Origin of the sequence: Clostridium brassicae (assembly GCF_026738875.1) — a bacterium.
Classification (GTDB): domain Bacteria; phylum Bacillota; class Clostridia; order Clostridiales; family Clostridiaceae; genus Clostridium_H; species Clostridium_H brassicae.
Genome location: NZ_JAPQFJ010000004.1, coordinates 213683 through 234207, shown reverse-complemented (window position 1 = coordinate 234207; position 20525 = coordinate 213683). Strand labels below are relative to the sequence as shown.

The window sequence follows — 20525 nt, the reverse complement described above, 5'->3', positions numbered from 1 at the left end:
CGTCAGGGTTTCCCCCATTGCGCAATATTCCCCACTGCTGCCTCCCGTAGGAGTCTGGACCGTATCTCAGTTCCAATGTGGCCGATCACCCTCTCAGGTCGGCTACGCATCGTCGCCTTGGTAAGCCTTTACCTTACCAACTAGCTAATGCGCCGCGGGCCCATCTCAAAGCGATAAATCTTTAATGAAAGAACCATGCGATTCTCTCATTTTATGCGGTATTACTCCTCCTTTCGGAGGGCTATTCCCCACTTTGAGGCAGGTTGCCCACGTGTTACTCACCCGTCCGCCGCTAATCCATTCCCCGAAGGGAATTTCATCGCTCGACTTGCATGTGTTAGGCACGCCGCCAGCGTTCGTCCTGAGCCAGGATCAAACTCTCAATTTAAAAGTTTAATCTTTACTCAATTCAATTGACTGACTTTATATCAACTTCTGTTTAATTTTCAAAGACCATTTCCTTGTTTTTACCTCGTCGCCTCTCAACGACAAGATTTATTTTATACTGAACTTAGCTTTTTGTCAACTAGTTTTTTAAACTTTTTTTATTTTTTTTAATCCTAAAAAAATAAAGGCTGTACTTATCAAGTACAACCCTCTATTTTTATTCTTCATTCTTTGAATTTTCATCTAAATTATCTTTTGTCTCTTCATTAGAATCTACTATTTCTCGATTATTGTCTGTTTCTTCTTCATCTTCTTTAGTATCAGTAATATTTACTTTAGCCATTGTAACTACTTTTTCATCTTCTGTAGTTTTCATTAAAGTAACACCCATTGCATTTCTACTTGTTGTTGATATATCAGATACATTTATTCTGATTGCTATTCCATTAGTATTAATAAGCATAAGCTCATCATTGTCATCAACTAATCTTGCACCTATAACATTTCCTGTTTTATCAGAAATTTTATAAGTTATTACTCCTTTTCCACCTCTTTTTTGAAGTGAATACTCATTTATAGGTGTTCTTTTACCAAATCCATTTTCACTTACAACTAATAATTCTTCTCCTGGCTTTGCTACCTCCATACTTACAACTTCATCATCTTTCCTAAGAGTAATAGCTTTAACACCTGAAGCAGTTCTTCCTAATGGTCTTACATCTTTTTCACTAAATCTTATAGCATACCCGTTTCTAGTTACGTATATTATCTCACTATCTCCATTTGTAGGCCTTACACTTATAAGCTCATCATCATCTTTTAAGTTTATAGCGTTTAAACCATTCTTTCTTATAGATGAATACTTATCAAGAGACGTTTTCTTAATAATACCTTTCTTAGTACCCATTACTAAATAATTATCTTCTTTAAAATCATTTAGATATAAAACCGCCTGTATTTTTTCACTAGTATCTAACGGTATTAAGTTAATTAAATTAGTTCCTTTTGCAGTTCTTCCAGCTTCTGGGATTTGATAACCCTTTAACTGATAAACTCTTCCTGTATTAGTAAAGAACAATAAATTATTATGAGTTGAAGTAGTAAATATATGTTCAACAAAATCATCTTCTTTTGTAGACATTGCCTGTATTCCTCTACCCCCTCTTCTTTGAGCGCTATAGGTTTCTACTGGCAATCTTTTTATATAGCCATCATGAGTAAGAGTTATTACAACATCTTTCTCCTCAATAAGATCTTCTATATCTATATCATTAGTTTCATCTTTAATTATTTGTGTTCTTCTTTCATCTCCATATTTAGCTTTTATCTCGTTTAACTCATCTTTTATTATGTTTAAAACTAATTCTTCGCTAGCTAAAATTTCTCTAAGAGATTTTATAAGTTCCATTAATTTTTGATACTCATCCTCTATTTTCTCTCTTTCAAGACCTGTTAATCTTTGAAGTTTCATGTCTAGTATAGCTGTTGCTTGTTTATCAGAGAGTGCAAACTTACTCATTAAGCCTTCTTTTGCTTCACTTGTAGTTTTAGAAGATCTTATAAGAGCGATAACCTGATCTATATGGTCTAAAGCTATTTTTAATCCTTCTAATATGTGAGCTCTAGCTTCAGCTTTATCTAAATCAAACTTAGTTCTTCTTCTTATAACATCCTTTTGGAAATCTATATAGTAGACTAATATTTGTTTTAAATTTAAAACTTTAGGCTCACCATTTACAAGAGCAAGCATTATTATTCCAAAAGTGTCTTGAAGCTTAGTATGTTTATATAATTGATTCAATATAACATTTGGATTTGCATCCCTTTTTAATTCTATTACAATCCTCATACCTTCTCTATCAGACTCATCACGAAGATCTGAGATTCCGTTTATCTTTTTATCTTTTACTAAATCAGCTATATTTTCAATTAACTTAGCCTTATTTACCTGATAAGGTATTTCAGTAATTATTATTCTATGCTTACCTTTTATTTCTTCAATTTCAGACTTTGCTCTAAGTACAACTTTTCCACGACCAGTTTCATAAGCTTTTCTTATTCCATAACTACCCATTATATTTCCATAGGTAGGGAAATCTGGTCCCTTAATTTCTGTCATCAGCTGCATTATTGATACATCTGGATCATCAATAAGCATATCTATTCCATTTATGACCTCTGTTAAGTTATGAGGAGGAATATTTGTAGCCATACCTACAGCTATTCCAGATGATCCATTTACAAGTAAATTTGGAAACCTTGAAGGAATAACTGATGGTTCTTCTTCCTCACCATCAAAGTTAGGTATAAAATCTACAGTGTCTTTGTTAATATCTCTTAAAAGCTGCAAAGTGATCTTTTGCATTTTAGCTTCTGTATACCTCATTGCAGCTGCACTATCGCCATCTATAGATCCAAAGTTACCATGGCCATCTACAAGAGGGTATCTTATAGAAAAATCCTGAGCCATTCTAACTAAAGCATCATATACAGCAGTATCTCCATGAGGATGATATTTACCTAAAACATCCCCTACAATTCTAGCACATTTTCTGTACCCTTTTTCAGGTGTTAATCCAAGTTCATGCATAGAATATAAAATTCTTCTGTGTACAGGCTTTAAACCATCCCTTACATCAGGTAATGCACGCCCTACAATAACACTCATGGCATAATCTATATAGCTTTTTTTCATTTCACTGCTTATATCTACAGGTAAAACATTACCCATGTTGTTCATCTAAAACACCTCTTTACTAGCCTTATATATCTAAATTAACAACTTTTTTAGCATTTTCATGTATAAATTCTCTTCTTGGTTCAACCTTATCTCCCATGAGAATTGTAAAAATCTCATCTGCTGCCATAGCATCTTCTACAGTAACTTTAAGCAATGTCCTACATTCTGGATTCATAGTTGTTTCCCAAAGTTGAGTAGCATCCATTTCTCCTAAACCTTTATATCTCTGAATATCAGTATTTTTATCCTTACCGCCCATTTCAGTTAATATCTTTTGAAGTTCTTTATCCGAGTAAGCATATTTTATGTTATTTTTACCTTTTTCTACTTTGTATAAAGGTGGTTGAGCTATATACACATGCCCTTTGTCAACTAATTCCTTCATGTATCTATAGAAAAATGTTAATAATAATGTTCTTATATGAGCACCATCTACATCAGCATCGGTCATTATTATAATGCGATTATATCTTATTTTTTCTACATCAAAATCTTTTCCTATTCCAGCTCCAAAAGCTGTAATCATTGCTCTTATTTCTTGATATCCAAGTATTTTATCCAATCTTTGCTTTTCAACATTCATAATCTTACCTCTTAATGGTAAGATGGCTTGAAATTTTCTATCCCTTCCTTGTTTAGCAGACCCTCCAGCTGAATCTCCTTCGACTAGGTATATTTCACATTCTTCTGGATTTTTTGAAGAGCAATCTGAAAGCTTTCCTGGAAGTGAAGTACTTTCTAAAGCTGTCTTTCTTCTTGTAAGTTCTCTTGCTTTTTTAGCCGCTTCTCTAGCTCTTGAGGCAACTAAACATTTTTCAATAACAATTTTACCTACACCTGGATTCTCTTCAAGGAAAGTACTTACACTTTCACTTACAATACTATCAACAATACCACGTACTTCTGTATTACCAAGTTTTGTTTTAGTTTGACCTTCAAACTGAGGTTCTGTAAGTTTTACAGATATAACTGCAGTCAGACCTTCTCTTGTATCATCTCCAGATAAGTTTTTATCATTTTCTTTTAAATAACCATATTTTCTAGCATAATCATTTAAAACTCTAGTTAAAGCCGTTTTAAATCCTGATAAATGAGTTCCACCTTCTATTGTATCTATGTTGTTTGCAAAAGAGAATATATTTTCGCTATAAGTATCGTTATATTGAAGAGCTAATTCTACAATGTAATCTTCCTTTATCCCTTCAACATAAATAGGCTCTGGATGAAGCCTTTGCTTATTTCTATTTAAGTAAGACACAAATGACTTAATTCCACCTTCATAATGAAACTCATGTTCTTTCTCACTACCTTCTCTTTCATCCTTTAAAATTATCCTAATTCCTTTGTTTAAAAAGGCTAATTCTCTTAATCTTTGAGCTAGTGTATCATAATCAAACTCTACTTCTTCAAAAATTTCATTATCAGGAATAAAATAAACTTTTGTTCCGTGAGAGTCACTATCTCCTATTATTGCTAAATCACTAGCTACTTTACCTTTTCTAAATTCTTGTTTCCATATATGACCTTCTCTTTTAACTTCTACCTCACAATACTCTGAAAGAGCGTTAACTACTGAAGCTCCAACACCATGAAGCCCCCCAGAAACCTTATAGCCTCCTCCACCAAATTTACCTCCAGCATGAAGAACAGTCATAATAACTTCAACTGTTGGTCTTTGCATCTTGTGATGTATTCCTACAGGCATACCTCTACCATCATCTATTACTGATATTGCATTATCCTTATGTATAACCACCTGTATATTTTTACAATAACCTGCTAATGCTTCATCAATACTATTGTCAACTATTTCATAAACTAAGTGATGAAGCCCTCTCATCCCCGTACTTCCAATATACATTCCAGGTCTTTTTCTAACAGCCTCTAACCCTTCTAGTACTTGTATTTGAGACTCATCATAAACTTGCTTCTTTTCCATTTATATCCTCCTAACTTACTCACGAGAATCATAGAACATGCTTTCGGTTCTTTTTGTTAATGTAGTAGAAGATATGGGTGATAAATATATCTTACTTTTTTTATCTACCTCTGCAACAACAAAGGACTTAGGATTATCTTTAGTAATCCTCTCTACAAATCCATCTTCTTCAGCCATTCTTAAAAATTGAATCGTATCTGTACTATACATCGTTGTTTCTAAATCAAATATACCTATTATGTCTTTTAATGGAACTACTACATTTTCTCCCAAGTGCAAAAACATAAATTATCCTCCTTAAAACTAACTTCTAGCTAACTGTTCCATCTTTAACATTGAATATTTTAACATGTTCATCTAAATAATCCTTTATATCCATTATTCCAGTACATGTTATTATAGTTTGCACTTTATTTATAGAATTTAATATATATTTTTGTCTGTTCAAATCCAACTCTGAAAGAACATCATCCAGTAAAAGAACAGGATACTCACCAATTTCATCTCTTATTATCTCTAGTGATGCAAACTTTATAGATAAAACTGAGGTTCTCTGTTGCCCTTGAGAACCGAACTTTCTAGCATCTATATCGTTTATATTTATTGAAAAATCATCTCTATGAGGACCTATAGATGTGACTCTCTTTTCCATGTCTTTTTCTCGACTTTGTGCTAAAAGATTGAATAATTCCTCTTCAATGTTATTATGATTTTTTATTGATGTAATGTAATTAAATTGTATATTTTCACTATTAGATGTTATATCTCTATGAATAATTTTTCCCTTTTCATTGAGTTTTTGTATATACTTTAATCTTTCTCTAATAATAAAATTTCCAAACTTACTCATTTGTTTATCATAAATTTCAATTATATCTGTATTATTGCCATTCCATTTTCTTAAAACAGCATTTCTGTCATTTAAAACTTTATTGTATTGAACTAGGTTATGATAATATTTTTTATTCAACTTACATAATTCAATATCCAAGAACCTCCTTCTAAATATTGGAGATTCCTTAACAATCTTCAAATCTTCTGGCGAAAAAATAACAACATTAAAAATTCCAATCAAATCTGATATAGTGTTTAATTTGATTGAATTAATTCTAATTCCTTTTTTCCCTTCTTTAAAGATTTTTATATCTATTTTTTTATCTAACCTATTTTTACAAACATAAGTGCTTATATAAGATTCTTTTGCATCCCATCTTATAAGTTCTTTGTCCTTATTTGTTCTATGAGATTTTCCTAAACTGCAATAATATATACTTTCTAAAATATTAGTTTTCCCTTGAGCATTATCCCCAATAAATATATTTATTCCCTCATTCAAAGAAAGAGATAATAGCTGATAGTTTCTAAAATCTTTTAAATATAAATTCTTAATATACATAAAAAACACCTATTTTTTATTATAACATAATATTACTCCCTAATGCTTTTTATTTCTAAATAATTTTATAAGACTCACCATCTAATTCTACAATATCACCTTTTTTAAGTTTTCTTCCTCTTTTTTCCTCAATAGAGCCATTTACTTTCACAGCACCATTAAGAATATACATTTTAGCATCAGAACCAACACTTACAGCTCCTGCCCATTTTAAAAAAGCATCTAACTTTATTATTTCCGTATTTATCTTCACATCTTTCATTATTTATCCTCCAAAACATAATTAAACATTTAGTAATCTAACAGGAAGAACCAAATATATATATTTACTATTTTCTTTATTTTTTATAATGCAAGGGCTTACACTACTAGAAAATTCCAAAATAATTTCTTCATCATCTATTATTTTTAAAACATCTATTAAGTATTTTGAATTAAATGCAATTTGCAATTCTTCTCCTTGCAAAATTATATTCATTTCCTCAACTACAGTTCCCAATTGAGAATTTGATGTGATTATTAAATTTTCTTCCTTGATGTCGAATTTTATCAAATTAGTGTTACCTTCCTTCGCCATAAGAGAAGCTCTTTCAATACAATTTAAAAGTTCTGCTTTTTTAGCAATAACTTGAGAATTGAATTCTTCTGGAAGAATGGCATTATATCTAATAAATTCTCCTTCCAAAAGTCTTGATATAATCTTAGTTTGACCTAAATTAAATAAAATGTGATTAGGTGTAAAAGTTATTTTTACACTTTCTTCGTCTTCACTCAATATTTTAGCTACTTCGTTTAGTGTTTTTCCTGGGATTACAGCATTTATTGTATTATCATTATCTATATTATTACTTCTTAAAGCTAATCTATAACCATCTAATGCAACAAGATTGAGTTTTTCATCTGTAACCTCAAATAATACACCTGTAAGTATTGGCCTTGTTTCATCTTGGGCAATAGCAAAGATCGTACCTTTTATCATATTCTTTAATATTTTTTGGGAAATACTAAAAATCATATTTTCATTTATATTTGGCAAATTAGGAAATTCATCTGCATCCATATGTATTAAAGTAAATTTAGATTTTTCACAAATAATCTCTATTGAATTATTGTCTACAGTATGTATTTCTACTGAGCTATTAGGAAGTTTCCTTATAATCTCACCAAATAATTTCGAGTCAACTACAATACTTCCTTCTTCTTGAATTTCTGCAACAACTTTAGTTTCTATGCTTAAATCTATATCAGAACCAATCAATGTTAGTTGGTCATTTTTAGCTGATAGATATATACCTTGAAGTATAGGCATTGGTGATTTTCCAGTTACTGCTTTTTGGGCTATTGATATAGCTTCTTGTAGTTTGTTTTTAGCACATATAAATTTCATTATAATAGGACCTCCTTATCCACATTATCAGTTTATTTAAATTAGGTAGGATTATATTATAAAAATAGTAGTAATAGTAGTAGGGCGTGTGAATATGTGGATAACTGTATTCAGCCGTTAAAACACGCAAAAATTAAAGCAAAAATTATTGTGGATAAGTAGTACACGAAAATATATACTTATCCACAATAAAAAAGTAGAATACTGAATTTATAGTTTATCCACATAAAGTTAGACATATATTATAAACAAATGTTAATTTATCTATTATTAATTTTTTTTGCAAGATCATTTACGACGTTTTTCAGTGATTCATCCTTTTTTAGATTTGTAGATATTTTTTCATAGGCATGGATTACTGTAGTATGATCTCTTCCACCGAACTCTTCACCTATTTTAGGCAATGACATATCAGTAAGTTTTCGACTTAAATACATAGCAATTTGCCTTGGAAATGCTATGTTTCTAGTACGTCTAGAGGATTTTAACTCCTCTACTTTTAAGTTAAAGTAATTTGCGACTGTATCTTGAATAAGATCTATTGTAATTTGTTTATTTTGTTCATTGGATATTATATCTTTTAAGGCTTCAGCTGCAAGTTCAACACTAATTTCTTTATTAGTAAGAGATGAAAAAGCTACGATTCTAATTAAAGCGCCCTCAAGTTCTCTAATATTTGATTTGATTTTAGTAGCTATGTATACCATGACTTCATTTGGAATATTTAAATTTTCAACATCAGCTTTCTTTTTTAGAATAGCTATTCTAGTTTCAAAATCTGGAACTTGTATATCAGCAATAAGCCCCCATTCAAATCTAGATCTTAACCTATCTTCTAGAGTAGGAATTTCTTTTGGTGGTCTATCACTGGATAAAATTATTTGTTTATCTGCTTCATATAGGGCGTTAAATGTGTGGAAGAATTCTTCTTGAGTTCTTTCTTTACCGGCTATAAATTGGATATCGTCTATTAATAAAACATCAACATTTCTATACTTATTTCTAAAATCAACATTTTTGTCATCTTTAATTGAATTTATAAGTTCGTTTGTAAATTTTTCAGAAGACACATATACTACTTTAGCTTTCGGATTATGCTTAAGTATATAGTGACCTATAGCATGCATTAAATGTGTTTTACCAAGCCCAACACCACCATATATAAATAATGGGTTGTAAGCTTTAGCTGGTGCTTCTGCTACGGCAAGAGATGCAGCATGGGCAAATCTATTACTGTTGCCTATTACAAAAGAATCAAAGGTGTATTTAGGATTTAAAGTACAAGACATCTCATCATTAACTATTATGTTATCTCTATTAGATGATCTAGGAGAGTTATTTAAATCAAAAGCAATTTCTCCTGAAGATATAAAAAATTCTATTTTATATCTCTTAGAAGTTAGTAATTTAATTGCATTAATAATTAATGATTTATATCTGCTTTCAAGGATACCTCTTGTAAAGTCATTAGGAACTTCTAATTTTATAGTGTCATTTTCTATAGAAAGAGGTACTATGCATTTTATCCATGTATTAAAACTAACTTCTGTTAATTCACCTTTGATTATATTTAAGGTTTTTGTCCATAATTGTTCTAGTTGGGCATTCATTTTTTACCTCCAAATTAAAGTATCCTCAATAAAAAAAATTTTTAAATATAAATCACAGCAAATAAACAAGAAATAAACAATATATCCACTAATTATTTAAGGTTGTTGACAATTAGGCAAAAAAATATTCACATGTGTATAATTATCTTGAAAATAAATGTATAAATAAATTTATTAACAAGAACAAAAAAAGATATATTCACATAGTACAAAAGTGAATAAAATAAGAAAATACGTCTAAAATATAAAAATAAAATAGTGGTTAATAAGGGAATTGACAAGTTATACACAAGTTTGTCCACAACCTGTGAATAAATAATTAAATTTAAAATTTATCAACAGTTCAAAATTAATAATAACAAAAGAGCAAGGTGTATTCAAGAATTTATCCACAAAAAAGTTAAAAATAAAAAATTATCAACATGTAAATGACTATCTTGACATTACTAAAGGGTATATATATAATTTAATAGTAAAACTATTTTTATGATAACATGCAATTCATTTGCTTAAAACACATAGTGATATACAGTGAATTGAGTAGTTGATAAAGGGGGTGTATTAGAAATGAAGATGACTTATCAACCAAAAAAGAGACAAAGAAAAAGAGAACATGGCTTCAGAAAAAGAATGAGAACTTTATCAGGTAGAAATATTCTTAGAAGAAGAAGACAAAAAGGAAGAAAAAGTTTGACAGCATAAGGGCCGCTATAGTGGCCTTTTTCTGCAACTGCAGGAAAAAAGGAGCATCTATAAGGAGCATCTATATAGTTATGAAAAAAGAAGAAAGAATAAGAAAAAATTTAGAGTTCCGAAGAGTATACAAAAGAGGTAAATCATATTCTAATCAATTATTAGTACTATATATATACAAAAATTATAAAAATGCAAATATCAATCGAGTTGGAATATCCGTTAGTAAAAAAGTAGGGAATAGTGTAGTTAGAAGTAGAGTTAAGAGATTGATAAGTGAAGGATATAGATTGAATTGTAATGATTTAAAAACAGGTTATGATTTAGTTTTTATTGCTAGAAATACTTCGAAAGACAAAACATATCAAGAAGTAGAAAAATCGATAATAAAGTTGCTTAGAAAAGCAGGTTTACAGGTTTAAATGATTAGTTATGAAAAAAATACTTATTTATATAATAAAATTTTATAGAAGATATATTTCGCCTATGAAAAGACCATGTTGTAAGTTCTATCCAACATGTTCTCAATATGCTTTGGAGGCTATACAAAAATATGGGGTTTTAAAAGGTGGTATTATGTCTATAAAGAGAATACTGAGATGTAATCCATTTAATAAAGGTGGATATGATCCTGTTAAATAGTCTTAAGGAGGGCTTACTTTGGAGCATTTTTTTATTAATTATGCAGCCGTTGCTTTAGAAATTAAGTGGCTAAATAATGCATTAATTAAATTTTTCAATGTAATACAAAATGCAGTACATTCTCTAATTCCAAATCCTAATTTTTCTTATGGGCTGTCTATAATTTTAGTTACCATAATTATTAGATTAATATTATTTCCATTAAATTATAAGCAAATAAAGTCTACAGTTAAAATGAATGAGCTTCAACCACAATTGAAGAAGATTCAAGAAAGATATAAAAATGACCCGCAGAGACAGCAACAAGAAGTAATGAAAGCTTATAAGGAAAATGGAGTTAATCCAGTAGGGGGATGTTTACCTCTATTACTTCAATGGCCAATACTTATAGCATTATATTGGGTGTTTATGAATTTACCTGGTATAAATGGAGTTGGTTTCTTATGGATTAAGGATTTATCAATGTCTGCAAGTATGGCAGATAAAACATCTTTAATTTTACCATTGTTATCAGGAGCTACAACTTATTTATCAACAAATTTAGTTGCTTCTAAAAGTGCTGATAATCCACAAGCAAAACAAATGGGTACTATGAACATATTTATGTCTATTTTTATGACATGGATGAGTTTTAGATTTACAGCAGCATTAGTATTATATTGGGTAACAAACAACTTGTTCCAAATAGCTCAAACTGTTGTAACTAAAAATATGGAGCTAAAGAAAAAGACTAAGGAAGTAATATAAAGAAATAGTTTTTATCTAATGGATTGGGTATGTGCCTTATTTTAGTGGTTTGGGGAAGGCAGGTGTCAAGAATATGAATTTTATAGAAATGAATGGTAAAACAGTAGAAGAAGCTATTCAAAAAGCTTTACAAGCTTTAAAAGCTACGGAAGATGAAGTAGATATTGAAATAATAGATGAAGGTAGTAAAGGTTTATTTAAAATATTTAGAGGTAAAGAAGCAAAGGTAAAAGTTACTGTAAAGAAAAACTACAAAGATGAGGCTAAAGATTTTTTAAGAAAAATTTTGAATACAATGGGAATATTAGCAGAGATAAAAGTTAATGAAGAAAACGATGTACTTAAAATTAATCTTATAGGTCCTAACATGGGATTAATAATAGGACATAGGGGAGAAACTTTAGACTCTTTACAGTATCTAGTTAATTTAGCAGTAAACAAAAATAATGAAGGCAAATATAAAAAAGTTACCTTAGATACTGAAAATTATAGATCTAAAAGAGAAGAGACATTAAAAAAACTTGCAGGAAAGATGGCTTATAAGGTTAGAAAAACTAATAAACCTATAAAGTTAGAACCGATGAATCCTTATGAAAGAAGGATTATCCATTCGGCTCTTCAAAATGATTTCTCTATAGTTACATATAGCGAAGGTGATGAGCCTTACAGAAGAGTTGTTATTGATTTGAAAAAGAAAGCCTAATGGGCTTTCTTTTAATTTTTTATTGATTTTATACACAAAATAATAAAGAATTAACTTAAGTTATAGTTTTGTATAATCTATATTATTTTAGGCTATGTTTTAATAAATTGTTGATTTCGTATAATTTGAAAAACAATTCTAAATTTAGTATAACTTAAGCAGCTAAGCCTTTGTAAACTCACTAAGGCTTAAACATACAAAAGTTTTTTACGCTGCAAAAGTTATACTAAATAACAATTATAATTTTTATTATAATGAACTCAACAATTTAAAATATAGCATTAGGACTACAAAAGGAAGTTTTAAAATAATGTAAAAAACAACATTCTTTTAAAACAGAGCTTTATTTTAAAACACAATGTATAATTAAAAAGATTATGAAGGGATGAATAGCATGAGAGAGTTTGATACCATTACTGCTGTTGCTACTAACTTAGGAGAAAGCGGAGTTTCTATAATAAGGGTTTCTGGTGATAAAGCTCTAAAAATAGTAAGTAGCATCTTTCAAGGTAAAAACGATAGGAAATTAGATGATATAAAAACTTATACAATGAGATATGGTTATATTGTTGATAAAGATACCGAGGAGCGATTAGATGAAGTAATAGTTAATTTTATGAAAGGACCGAAAAGTTTTACCGCTGAGGATACTGTTGAAATAAATTGCCATGGTGGAGTTACTGTAACTAAAAGAATTCTTGAAGAAGTAGTTAAGGCCGGTGCAAGGCTAGCAGAACCTGGAGAGTTTACTAAAAGAGCTTTTTTAAATGGAAGAATTGATTTATCACAAGCAGAAGCGGTTATTGATATAATAAATGCGAAGACAGAACTTAGTATGAAATCAGCTTTAGAGCAGTCTGAAGGTAAAATTTCCAGGGAAATAAGCAAAATGAGAGATAAACTACTAGAAATTATTGCTCATATTGAAGCTACCGTAGATTATCCAGAGGATGATTTAGAGGAAGTTACAGCAGATAAAGCTAGTGGAGATTTAACTAAATTATTAAAAGAAATAGATGAATTATTAGGAAGTGCTGATGAGGGTAAGATTATAAGAGAAGGATTAAATACTGTTATAGTAGGCAAACCAAATGTGGGAAAATCATCTTTATTAAACACGCTTCTTATGGAAACGAGAGCTATAGTTACAGATGTACCAGGTACTACAAGAGATGTTATAGAGGAATTTATAAACATAGATGGTATACCTGTCAAAGTAATAGATACAGCAGGTATTAGAGAAACAGAGGATATAGTAGAAAAAATAGGTGTAGAAAAGTCTATAGAAAAGATAGAGAAAGCAGATCTTATAGTGTTAGTATTGGATACTAGTAGAGAATTAGATGAAGAGGATAAGGAAATAATAGAATTTATTAAAGAAAAAAAATACATTGTACTATTAAATAAAACAGATTTAAATGGTAAAATAGATAAGGATTATATAGAAAGATTAAACTCTGATTATGTTATAGAAATTTCAGCAAAAACAGGAAAAGGCATAGAAAAATTCAAGGGTGCTATTAAGGAATTATTTTTCAGTGGTAAGATCACAGCGAAGGATGTTATGATAACTAACACAAGACATAAAGAAGCTTTAATTAAGGGAAAAGAGAGTTTAAATGCTGCTAGGGATGTTTTAAATAACACTTTTGCTATTGATCTTGCTTCTATTGATATTAGAAATGCTTGGAAAAATTTAGGTGAAATAACAGGAGATACTGTTGAAGAGGATATAATCGACAAAATATTTTCTAAGTTTTGTTTAGGAAAGTAAGGGGAGAGATTTATGAGTTATTTTGCAGGTGAATATGATGTTGTTGTAATTGGAGCAGGTCACGCAGGATGTGAAGCTGGCCTTGCTTCTGCTAGGTTAGGAATGAAAACATTGGTATGTGCTACAGATTTGGCTAGTGTTGCAATGATGGCTTGTAATCCTAACATAGGAGGAACTGCTAAAGGTCATTTAGTAAGGGAATTAGATGCTTTAGGTGGGGAAATGGGTATAAATATTGATAATAGCTATATTCAGTCTAGAATGCTTAATACATCTAAAGGACCTGCTGTGCACTCACTTCGTGCACAAGCAGATAAAGAGAAATATTCAAAAAGAATGAAGCATGTTTTAGAGACAACAGAAAATGTTTATTTAAGACAGGCAGAAATAATAAAGATAGATATCGAAGATAAGAAAGTAAAAGGTGTACTTACAAAAAATGGAGCTTATTACAATGCTAAAACTATAATATTAGCAACAGGTACTTATTTAAAATCTAGAATAATTATTGGGGATGTTAATTATGAAGGAGGACCAAGTGGACTTTCTGGTGCAAATTTTTTATCAGAAAGTTTAATTGAAAATGGAATCAGGTTAAAAAGATTTAAAACCGGAACTCCATCTAGAATTAATAGAAGATCTGTAGATTTTTCTAAAATGGAAGAACAGAGTGGAGATGAAAGAATCATACCATTTTCTTTTATAAGTGAAAATATAGATAGAGATCAAATTTCTTGTTATTTAACTTATACAAATGATGATACTAAAAATGTAGTTCTTGAAAATATACATAGATCACCATTATATAATGGTTCAATAAAAAGTGTTGGACCAAGATATTGTCCATCTTTTGAAGATAAAATAATGAGATTTCCAGAAAAGGATAGACATCAGCTTTTCATTGAACCAGAAGGTGAAAACACAGAAGAAATGTATGTTGGAGGGATGTCTAGTTCCTTACCAGAAGAGGTTCAAATTAAAATGATCAGAACAGTTCCAGGCCTTGAGAATGTTGAGGTGATGAGAACAGCTTATGCAATAGAATATGATTGTATAGATCCTACTCAATTAAAACTTTCTTTAGAGTTTAAAGAAATAGATGGATTATTCTCAGCAGGGCAGGCAAATGGAAGTTCTGGATATGAAGAAGCAGCAGCTCAAGGCTTAATAACTGGTATTAATGCAGCTCAAAAGATAAAAGGAAAAGCTCCTTTAATTTTAAAGAGGTCCGACGCTTACATAGGTGTACTAATAGATGATTTAGTAACAAAAGGTACAAATGAACCTTATAGAATGATGACTTCTCGTTCAGAATATAGATTACTTTTAAGACAGGATAATGCAGATTTAAGATTAACAGAGCTTGGGTATAAGGTTGGATTAGTTAGTGAAGAAAGATATAATAGATTTTTAAAAAGAAAAAATGCTATAGAAAATGAAATAGAAAGAATTAAGAATTTAAAAATAACTAATAAAAGAGAAGTAAATGAAATTTTAGAAAAACTAGAAACAACTCCATTAAAAAAGCCAATAAGTTTTTATGAATTAATTAAAAGGCCAGAACTAAATTACTTTATTACCTCAGAATTTGATGTTAATAGACCGGATTTACCATATGATGTGCAAGAACAAGTTAATATAACATCAAAGTATGAGGGATACATTCAAAAACAATTAGAACAAGTAGCTCAATTTAAAAAGATGGAAAATAAGTTAATACCTAGTGAATTTGATTATAATACAGTAAAAGGTCTTAGAATTGAAGCTATACAAAAACTAGAAAAAATGAGACCTGTAAATATTGGTCAGGCATCTAGAATTTCAGGAGTTTCACCTGCGGATATTTCTGTTCTTCTAATATTTCTTGAACAATATAATAGAAGGGTTACTAATAAGGAGGAATAATCTGTTGAGTGATAATAGAATATATTATGATATATTAGAAACTGCTTGTAATAGTTTAGGTCTTGAGCTAGATGAAAAAAAATATAATCAATTCATTCAGTATAAAAACTTATTAAAAGAATGGAATGAAAAGGTAAATCTTACTGCTATAAAGGAAGATGAAGAAATAATAAAAAAGCATTTTATTGATTCTATGAAGATTTTTCAATTTCATCCATTAAAAAATTCAAAGAAGATTATTGACATAGGTACTGGAGGGGGGTTCCCAGGTATACCTATGAAAATAATAAGGCCAGATATAGATATAGTTCTTCTTGATTCTTTAAGAAAAAGGATAAATGTTTTAGATGATATACTATATAAGATTGGAATAGATGATGTTATTACTATGCATGGAAGAGCTGAAGAGTATGGTGTAAGAGAGGAACATAGGGAACAATACGATGCTGTTGTTTCAAGAGCTGTAGCAAACTTGGCTGTCCTTAGTGAATTTTGTATTCCTTATGTTAAAGTTGGAGGATATTTTGTTGCTATGAAGGGTCCTTCAGTAGATGAAGAAATTGAAAATGCGAAAAAAGCAGTTTCAATTTTAGGAGGAAAAATTGAAGGTATTATAGAAGTTGATATAGAAGGTAGCGATTTAAATCACAATTTAGTGATAGTAAAGAAAGTGAAAAATACGCCTAGGAAATATCCAAGAAAAGCAGGTATGATTACAAAAAATCCTTTAGGATAGATTAATATGAAAAAGGATGGGATTACATGGAAAAGGATATTAAATACATATCTACTGATTTAATTATTCCAAATACTTATCAACCAAGAACGTATTTTGATGATAGTACTATTGAGGAACTCGCTCAGTCAATAGAGGCATATGGTATAATTCAGCCTCTTTCTGTAAGAAAAATAAGTGAATCAGAATATGAACTTGTTGCTGGAGAAAGAAGGCTGAGAGCCGCTAAAAAATTAAATTTGAAAGAAGTTCCTGCTATTGTTATAGATATAAATGACAGAGATTCAGCCGCTATAGCTTTACTGGAAAATTTGCAAAGGGAAGATTTGAATTATCTAGAAGAGAGTCAGGCATATTACAATCTTATAAAGAAACATAATTATACTCAAGAGCAATTAGCAAATCTTATTGGAAAAAAACAATCAACTATAGCTAACAAGGTTAGACTCTTAAAATTAGATGAAAGCATTAGAAAAATGTTATTAGAAAATAAATTAACGGAAAGACATGCAAGAGCATTACTTAAAATTCCTACTATTAAAATACAAAAGAAAATTTTAAATAGTGTTATAAAAAAATCATTAAATGTTAAACAAACAGAAGAATTAGTAAAAAAAGAGTTAGCTAAGATAAACGGAGAAGAAATAGCTTCTGATGGCAAGAAAAAAATCAAAGGAATATTTAGTCCAAGAGTATATATGAATACTGTAAAACAAGTATTCGATAAATATGGAATAGAGGCAACATATAGGACAAAAGATATGGAAGATAAGATTCAAGTTACAATAACTATACCTAAAAAATAATACTAAAAAATGTTTCACGTGAAACATTTTTGCTCTGTTTTAAAAAATATTATTTTTTAAAACAGAGCTTAGTTTTATAATAAATTAACATAAATTTATATAATAATTTTCATTCCATCATAAGCAAAACAAATATTTGTATATTGCCTTTCTAAATTTAAATAATCATCATAAGATTTTCCCCAGTCTTCTTCAAGATGAGTTATAATTATTTTTTTTATATTAAATTGATCTCTTAATTTTTTAATTTCTCCTATATTAAATAACTCATTATTAAGAGGATTATTTTCTTTTAGAATAAAATTATTTTTTAGAGTTTCTCCAACTATTGTATTTCCTATAATCATAATATCTGCATTTTTAAAAATATCATTTTGTGGAAATGGTTTTACATCACATGGAGCATAAATAACTTTTTTATCATTTTCTTCAAAAACAAATATAGTTGAATAACCAGTACTAACAAAAGTTAATTTTATATTATCTAAACAAATAAAATCTTTAACTATCTTTCTTTTTATTAAACATCTTACATTTTCATAATAATCTAAATAAGAACCATATTTGGAATGTATAGAATTTAAATCTTCCATAACATTTTTCAAAGCTAATACTGTTATAGGATTACTACATTCTTTTCCTTGTGATATTTCAAGCCAATTAAGACGTAATTGTTCAAAAACTCTCATACCAAGAGTATGATCAGGATCCATATGACTGAATAAAACTATATTAATTTGTTCTATATTAGCATAATTTAATGATTGTACTATATCTTCAGGTGTATCAACTAATAATCCTAAATCTTCTAAATATAAACTACATCCAAATCTTGAATAAGGCTTACCTTTTTTTCGTGCTTCTTTACAAATATTACATTGACATAATGGTTTAGGTAAAGCAGTACATCCACCACTACCTATTATTGTGAATTCCATAGTACACATCTCCTATTTTTATAAAATTTAAATTATTAAATCAGTATTAATTATAAAACAATTCAATAGTTAAATTATTAAAAAAAATATGCAAAATTAATATGTTTTTAAATGTTTCACGTGAAACATTATATATTTAATATATAAAAGTATTCAAAAAAGTTAATATATAGTAAAATACTTATTAAACAGTTTACTATATTAAATTAATTTTGAAAACATATTTATTAATTTTCTATAAGATATTATAATGGATATAAAGATGAAAAAGGAATAATTGTGTCAAAATCAGTTTAATATAAAAAGTTAAATACTAAATTAGTAGTATTTAATTGTCTCAGTATAGTCGAATATATGAGGAAAAGGGTGATAATATGAAAATTATATGCGTTTTCAATCAAAAAGGGGGAGTAGGGAAGACTACTACAAATATAAATTTATGTGCTAATTTAGCCTTAAATGGACATAAAGTTTTGTCAATTGATATAGATCCTCAAGGTAATACAACAAGTGGACTTGGAATCGATAAAAATAAAATTCAATATTCTATATATGATGTTTTGGCAACAAAAACGCCACTAAAGGAAGCGATTATAGAAAGTGAATTAATAAATAACTTTTTTATAGTTCCATCTAATATAGAATTGGCAGGAGCAGAAGTTGAACTTATAAATAAAGAGAATAGAGAAAGTATATTAAAAAACAAAATAAAGAAATTAGACAAAGAATTCGAATATATATTTATAGATTGTCCTCCATCCTTAGGATTTCTTACTATTAATGCTTTAAGTGTAGCTGATTCTGTTTTAATTCCTATACAATGTGAATTTTACGCATTAGAAGGAGTTGGACAACTAGTAAATACAATACAACTTGTTAAAAAGTCATTAAATAAAAATTTAGAAGTAGAAGGCGTAATTTTAAGTATGTATGATAATAGAACTAAATTATGCAATGAGGTATCTAACGAAGTAAGTAAGTATTTTAATGATAAGGTATATAAAACAAAAATACCTAGAAATATTAGACTTGCAGAAGCGCCAAGTTTTGGACTACCAATAATGCTTTACGATGATAAGTGTAAAGGAGCTACAGCATATGAAAAATTAGCTAAGGAATTTTTAAAAAGACAAGGAAGTGATAAATAATGGCTAAGAAATATGGACTTGGAAAAGGATTGGGTGCTTTGATACCAGAAGAAAAAGAAGACAATAATTCAACACTTAAGATAGATATAAATTTGATAAGAGCTAATGAAGAACAACCAAGAAAAAATTTTGATGAAGAAAAGATAATGCAATTAGCAGAATCTATTAAAGAACATGGTATAATACAACCTTTAGTTTTAAAAAAAGAAGGAAATATTTACGCTATAATTGCTGGTGAAAGAAGATGGAGAGCTGCTAAAATAGCAGGGTTGAAAGAATTACCTTGTGTTATATTAGAACTTTCAGAAAAAGAAGTGTTAGAGGTTTCCTTAATTGAAAATATTCAAAGAGAAGATTTAAATCCTATTGAAGAAGCTTTAGCTTATAGGAAACTAATAGATGAATTTAAATTAACACAAGAAGAATTGAGTAAAAGGATAGGAAAATCAAGAACATCAATATCAAATTGTATGAGATTATTAAATTTAGATGATAGAGTTCAACAGTATTTAATAGAAGGTATAATAAGTGAAGGACATGGTAGGACATTATTAGGTATAGAAAATAATGAAATGCAATATAAGTTAGCTCAAACTATAATTGATGAAGAATTAAGCGTAAGAGAAACAGAGTCATTGATAAAAAATCTTGGCAAAAAAAATAAATCTACACAGAAAAATACAAATGAAAACAATCCTTATTACAATGATGTAAAGTCAAAATTGGAACATTTATTTCATACTAAAGTTATTTTGAGAGATAATGGAAATAATAAAGGGAAAATTCAAATAGAATATTATTCAGAAGAAGATTTACAAAGGATTTTAGAAGTACTAAATTTAGAGTCTATTTCATAAGTAATGTTTTAAAGTATAGTAAAGGATAATTTGTAAATCGAAGTAAATCTTTAGTATTCCATAATTTTAAATAATATTAAGACTGTATTTTGAAATAATGTTTCACGTGAAACAATT

At 29.0% G+C, this 20525-nt stretch carries 19 protein-coding genes and 1 rRNA gene; 11 read left to right on the top strand and 9 right to left on the bottom strand.

Going from position 1 to position 20525, the window contains the following annotated elements; translation table 11 throughout:
* The 8 genes from OW729_RS06315 to dnaA form a co-directional block, all read right to left on the bottom strand.
* A 16S ribosomal RNA gene (locus OW729_RS06315) occupies positions 1-388 on the bottom strand; the annotation flags it as partial.
* A 216-nt stretch (positions 389-604) separates the two neighbouring features.
* The gene (gyrA, locus tag OW729_RS06310) at positions 605-3127 is read right to left on the bottom strand and encodes a DNA gyrase subunit A (RefSeq protein ID WP_268060624.1); all 2523 of its coding nucleotides are present in this window, start codon (positions 3125-3127) and stop codon (positions 605-607) included.
* Between the two features lie 22 nt (positions 3128-3149).
* Positions 3150-5066: a DNA topoisomerase (ATP-hydrolyzing) subunit B gene (gene gyrB / locus OW729_RS06305; RefSeq protein WP_268060623.1), complete on the bottom strand. Its 1917-nt coding sequence runs from the start codon at positions 5064-5066 to the stop codon at positions 3150-3152.
* Between the two features lie 15 nt (positions 5067-5081).
* Positions 5082-5351: an extracellular matrix regulator RemB gene (gene remB / locus OW729_RS06300; protein WP_268060622.1), complete on the bottom strand. Its 270-nt coding sequence runs from the start codon at positions 5349-5351 to the stop codon at positions 5082-5084.
* Between the two features lie 25 nt (positions 5352-5376).
* Entirely contained in the window at positions 5377-6462 is a 1086-nt protein-coding gene (gene recF / locus OW729_RS06295) for a DNA replication/repair protein RecF (RefSeq protein ID WP_268060621.1), read from the bottom strand.
* 55 nt (positions 6463-6517) lie between these two features.
* Positions 6518-6724: an RNA-binding S4 domain-containing protein gene (locus tag OW729_RS06290; protein ID WP_268060620.1), complete on the bottom strand. Its 207-nt coding sequence runs from the start codon at positions 6722-6724 to the stop codon at positions 6518-6520.
* Between the two features lie 21 nt (positions 6725-6745).
* Positions 6746-7849: a DNA polymerase III subunit beta gene (dnaN, locus tag OW729_RS06285; protein WP_268060619.1), complete on the bottom strand. Its 1104-nt coding sequence runs from the start codon at positions 7847-7849 to the stop codon at positions 6746-6748.
* Between the two features lie 260 nt (positions 7850-8109).
* The gene (dnaA, locus tag OW729_RS06280) at positions 8110-9459 is read right to left on the bottom strand and encodes a chromosomal replication initiator protein DnaA (protein WP_268060618.1); all 1350 of its coding nucleotides are present in this window, start codon (positions 9457-9459) and stop codon (positions 8110-8112) included.
* 567 nt (positions 9460-10026) lie between these two features.
* Here dnaA and rpmH point away from each other — a divergent pair.
* From rpmH to noc, 9 genes are all read left to right on the top strand, one after another.
* A complete protein-coding gene (rpmH, locus tag OW729_RS06275; RefSeq protein WP_268060617.1) occupies positions 10027-10161 on the top strand; it encodes a 50S ribosomal protein L34 in 135 nt (44 codons plus the stop codon).
* A gap of 71 nt (positions 10162-10232) precedes the next feature.
* A complete protein-coding gene (gene rnpA, locus OW729_RS06270) occupies positions 10233-10574 on the top strand; it encodes a ribonuclease P protein component (protein ID WP_268060616.1) in 342 nt (113 codons plus the stop codon).
* A gap of 10 nt (positions 10575-10584) precedes the next feature.
* Positions 10585-10794 carry a membrane protein insertion efficiency factor YidD gene (gene yidD, locus OW729_RS06265; RefSeq protein ID WP_268060615.1) on the top strand — a complete coding sequence of 70 codons (210 nt, stop codon included), beginning with the start codon at positions 10585-10587 and terminating at the stop codon, positions 10792-10794.
* Between the two features lie 60 nt (positions 10795-10854).
* Positions 10855-11541, top strand: coding sequence for a membrane protein insertase YidC (locus OW729_RS06260; RefSeq protein ID WP_268060633.1), 687 nt, complete (start codon positions 10855-10857; stop codon positions 11539-11541).
* A 73-nt stretch (positions 11542-11614) separates the two neighbouring features.
* A complete protein-coding gene (jag, locus tag OW729_RS06255) occupies positions 11615-12244 on the top strand; it encodes an RNA-binding cell elongation regulator Jag/EloR (RefSeq protein ID WP_268060614.1) in 630 nt (209 codons plus the stop codon).
* Between the two features lie 394 nt (positions 12245-12638).
* Positions 12639-14018 carry a tRNA uridine-5-carboxymethylaminomethyl(34) synthesis GTPase MnmE gene (gene mnmE / locus OW729_RS06250; protein ID WP_268060613.1) on the top strand — a complete coding sequence of 460 codons (1380 nt, stop codon included), beginning with the start codon at positions 12639-12641 and terminating at the stop codon, positions 14016-14018.
* 12 nt (positions 14019-14030) lie between these two features.
* Positions 14031-15923 carry a tRNA uridine-5-carboxymethylaminomethyl(34) synthesis enzyme MnmG gene (gene mnmG, locus OW729_RS06245; protein WP_268060612.1) on the top strand — a complete coding sequence of 631 codons (1893 nt, stop codon included), beginning with the start codon at positions 14031-14033 and terminating at the stop codon, positions 15921-15923.
* A 4-nt stretch (positions 15924-15927) separates the two neighbouring features.
* Complete coding sequence (rsmG, locus tag OW729_RS06240) at positions 15928-16659, top strand: 16S rRNA (guanine(527)-N(7))-methyltransferase RsmG (protein WP_407647643.1); 732 nt, start codon at positions 15928-15930, stop codon at positions 16657-16659.
* Between the two features lie 26 nt (positions 16660-16685).
* Positions 16686-17465, top strand: coding sequence for a nucleoid occlusion protein (noc, locus tag OW729_RS06235; protein ID WP_268060611.1), 780 nt, complete (start codon positions 16686-16688; stop codon positions 17463-17465).
* A gap of 95 nt (positions 17466-17560) precedes the next feature.
* Here the strand turns inward: noc and OW729_RS06230 are convergent, their stop codons facing one another.
* On the bottom strand, positions 17561-18403 hold the full coding sequence (locus OW729_RS06230) for an MBL fold metallo-hydrolase (RefSeq protein ID WP_268060610.1): 843 nt from the start codon (positions 18401-18403) through the stop codon (positions 17561-17563).
* 374 nt (positions 18404-18777) lie between these two features.
* Between OW729_RS06230 and OW729_RS06225 the strand changes: the two genes are divergently transcribed.
* Together OW729_RS06225 and OW729_RS06220 are read left to right on the top strand one after the other, a co-directional pair.
* Positions 18778-19551 carry a ParA family protein gene (locus OW729_RS06225; RefSeq protein ID WP_268060609.1) on the top strand — a complete coding sequence of 258 codons (774 nt, stop codon included), beginning with the start codon at positions 18778-18780 and terminating at the stop codon, positions 19549-19551.
* Positions 19551-20408 (top strand): ParB/RepB/Spo0J family partition protein, encoded by an 858-nt coding sequence (locus OW729_RS06220; protein ID WP_268060608.1) that lies wholly within the window; start codon positions 19551-19553, stop codon positions 20406-20408. Before OW729_RS06225 ends, OW729_RS06220 begins: the two co-directional genes overlap by 1 nt.
* The last annotated feature ends 117 nt before the right edge of the window (positions 20409-20525 follow it).

What these genes read in the sequence shown, in the direction of transcription:
- dnaA (WP_268060618.1), bottom strand. Translation starts at nt 9,459, where the DNA reads ATGAATGCCCAACTAGAACAATTATGGACAAAAACCTTAAATATAATC.
- mnmG (WP_268060612.1), top strand. Translation starts at nt 14,031, where the DNA reads ATGAGTTATTTTGCAGGTGAATATGATGTTGTTGTAATTGGAGCAGGT.
- mnmE (WP_268060613.1), top strand. Translation starts at nt 12,639, where the DNA reads ATGAGAGAGTTTGATACCATTACTGCTGTTGCTACTAACTTAGGAGAA.
- gyrA (WP_268060624.1), bottom strand. Translation starts at nt 3,127, where the DNA reads ATGAACAACATGGGTAATGTTTTACCTGTAGATATAAGCAGTGAAATG.
- remB (WP_268060622.1), bottom strand. Translation starts at nt 5,351, where the DNA reads ATGTTTTTGCACTTGGGAGAAAATGTAGTAGTTCCATTAAAAGACATA.
- OW729_RS06225 (WP_268060609.1), top strand. Translation starts at nt 18,778, where the DNA reads ATGAAAATTATATGCGTTTTCAATCAAAAAGGGGGAGTAGGGAAGACT.
- gyrB (WP_268060623.1), bottom strand. Translation starts at nt 5,066, where the DNA reads ATGGAAAAGAAGCAAGTTTATGATGAGTCTCAAATACAAGTACTAGAA.
- noc (WP_268060611.1), top strand. Translation starts at nt 16,686, where the DNA reads ATGGAAAAGGATATTAAATACATATCTACTGATTTAATTATTCCAAAT.
- OW729_RS06290 (WP_268060620.1), bottom strand. Translation starts at nt 6,724, where the DNA reads ATGAAAGATGTGAAGATAAATACGGAAATAATAAAGTTAGATGCTTTT.
- OW729_RS06220 (WP_268060608.1), top strand. Translation starts at nt 19,551, where the DNA reads ATGGCTAAGAAATATGGACTTGGAAAAGGATTGGGTGCTTTGATACCA.
- yidD (WP_268060615.1), top strand. Translation starts at nt 10,585, where the DNA reads ATGAAAAAAATACTTATTTATATAATAAAATTTTATAGAAGATATATT.
- jag (WP_268060614.1), top strand. Translation starts at nt 11,615, where the DNA reads ATGAATTTTATAGAAATGAATGGTAAAACAGTAGAAGAAGCTATTCAA.
- OW729_RS06230 (WP_268060610.1), bottom strand. Translation starts at nt 18,403, where the DNA reads ATGGAATTCACAATAATAGGTAGTGGTGGATGTACTGCTTTACCTAAA.
- dnaN (WP_268060619.1), bottom strand. Translation starts at nt 7,849, where the DNA reads ATGAAATTTATATGTGCTAAAAACAAACTACAAGAAGCTATATCAATA.
- rpmH (WP_268060617.1), top strand. Translation starts at nt 10,027, where the DNA reads ATGAAGATGACTTATCAACCAAAAAAGAGACAAAGAAAAAGAGAACAT.
- recF (WP_268060621.1), bottom strand. Translation starts at nt 6,462, where the DNA reads ATGTATATTAAGAATTTATATTTAAAAGATTTTAGAAACTATCAGCTA.
- rnpA (WP_268060616.1), top strand. Translation starts at nt 10,233, where the DNA reads ATGAAAAAAGAAGAAAGAATAAGAAAAAATTTAGAGTTCCGAAGAGTA.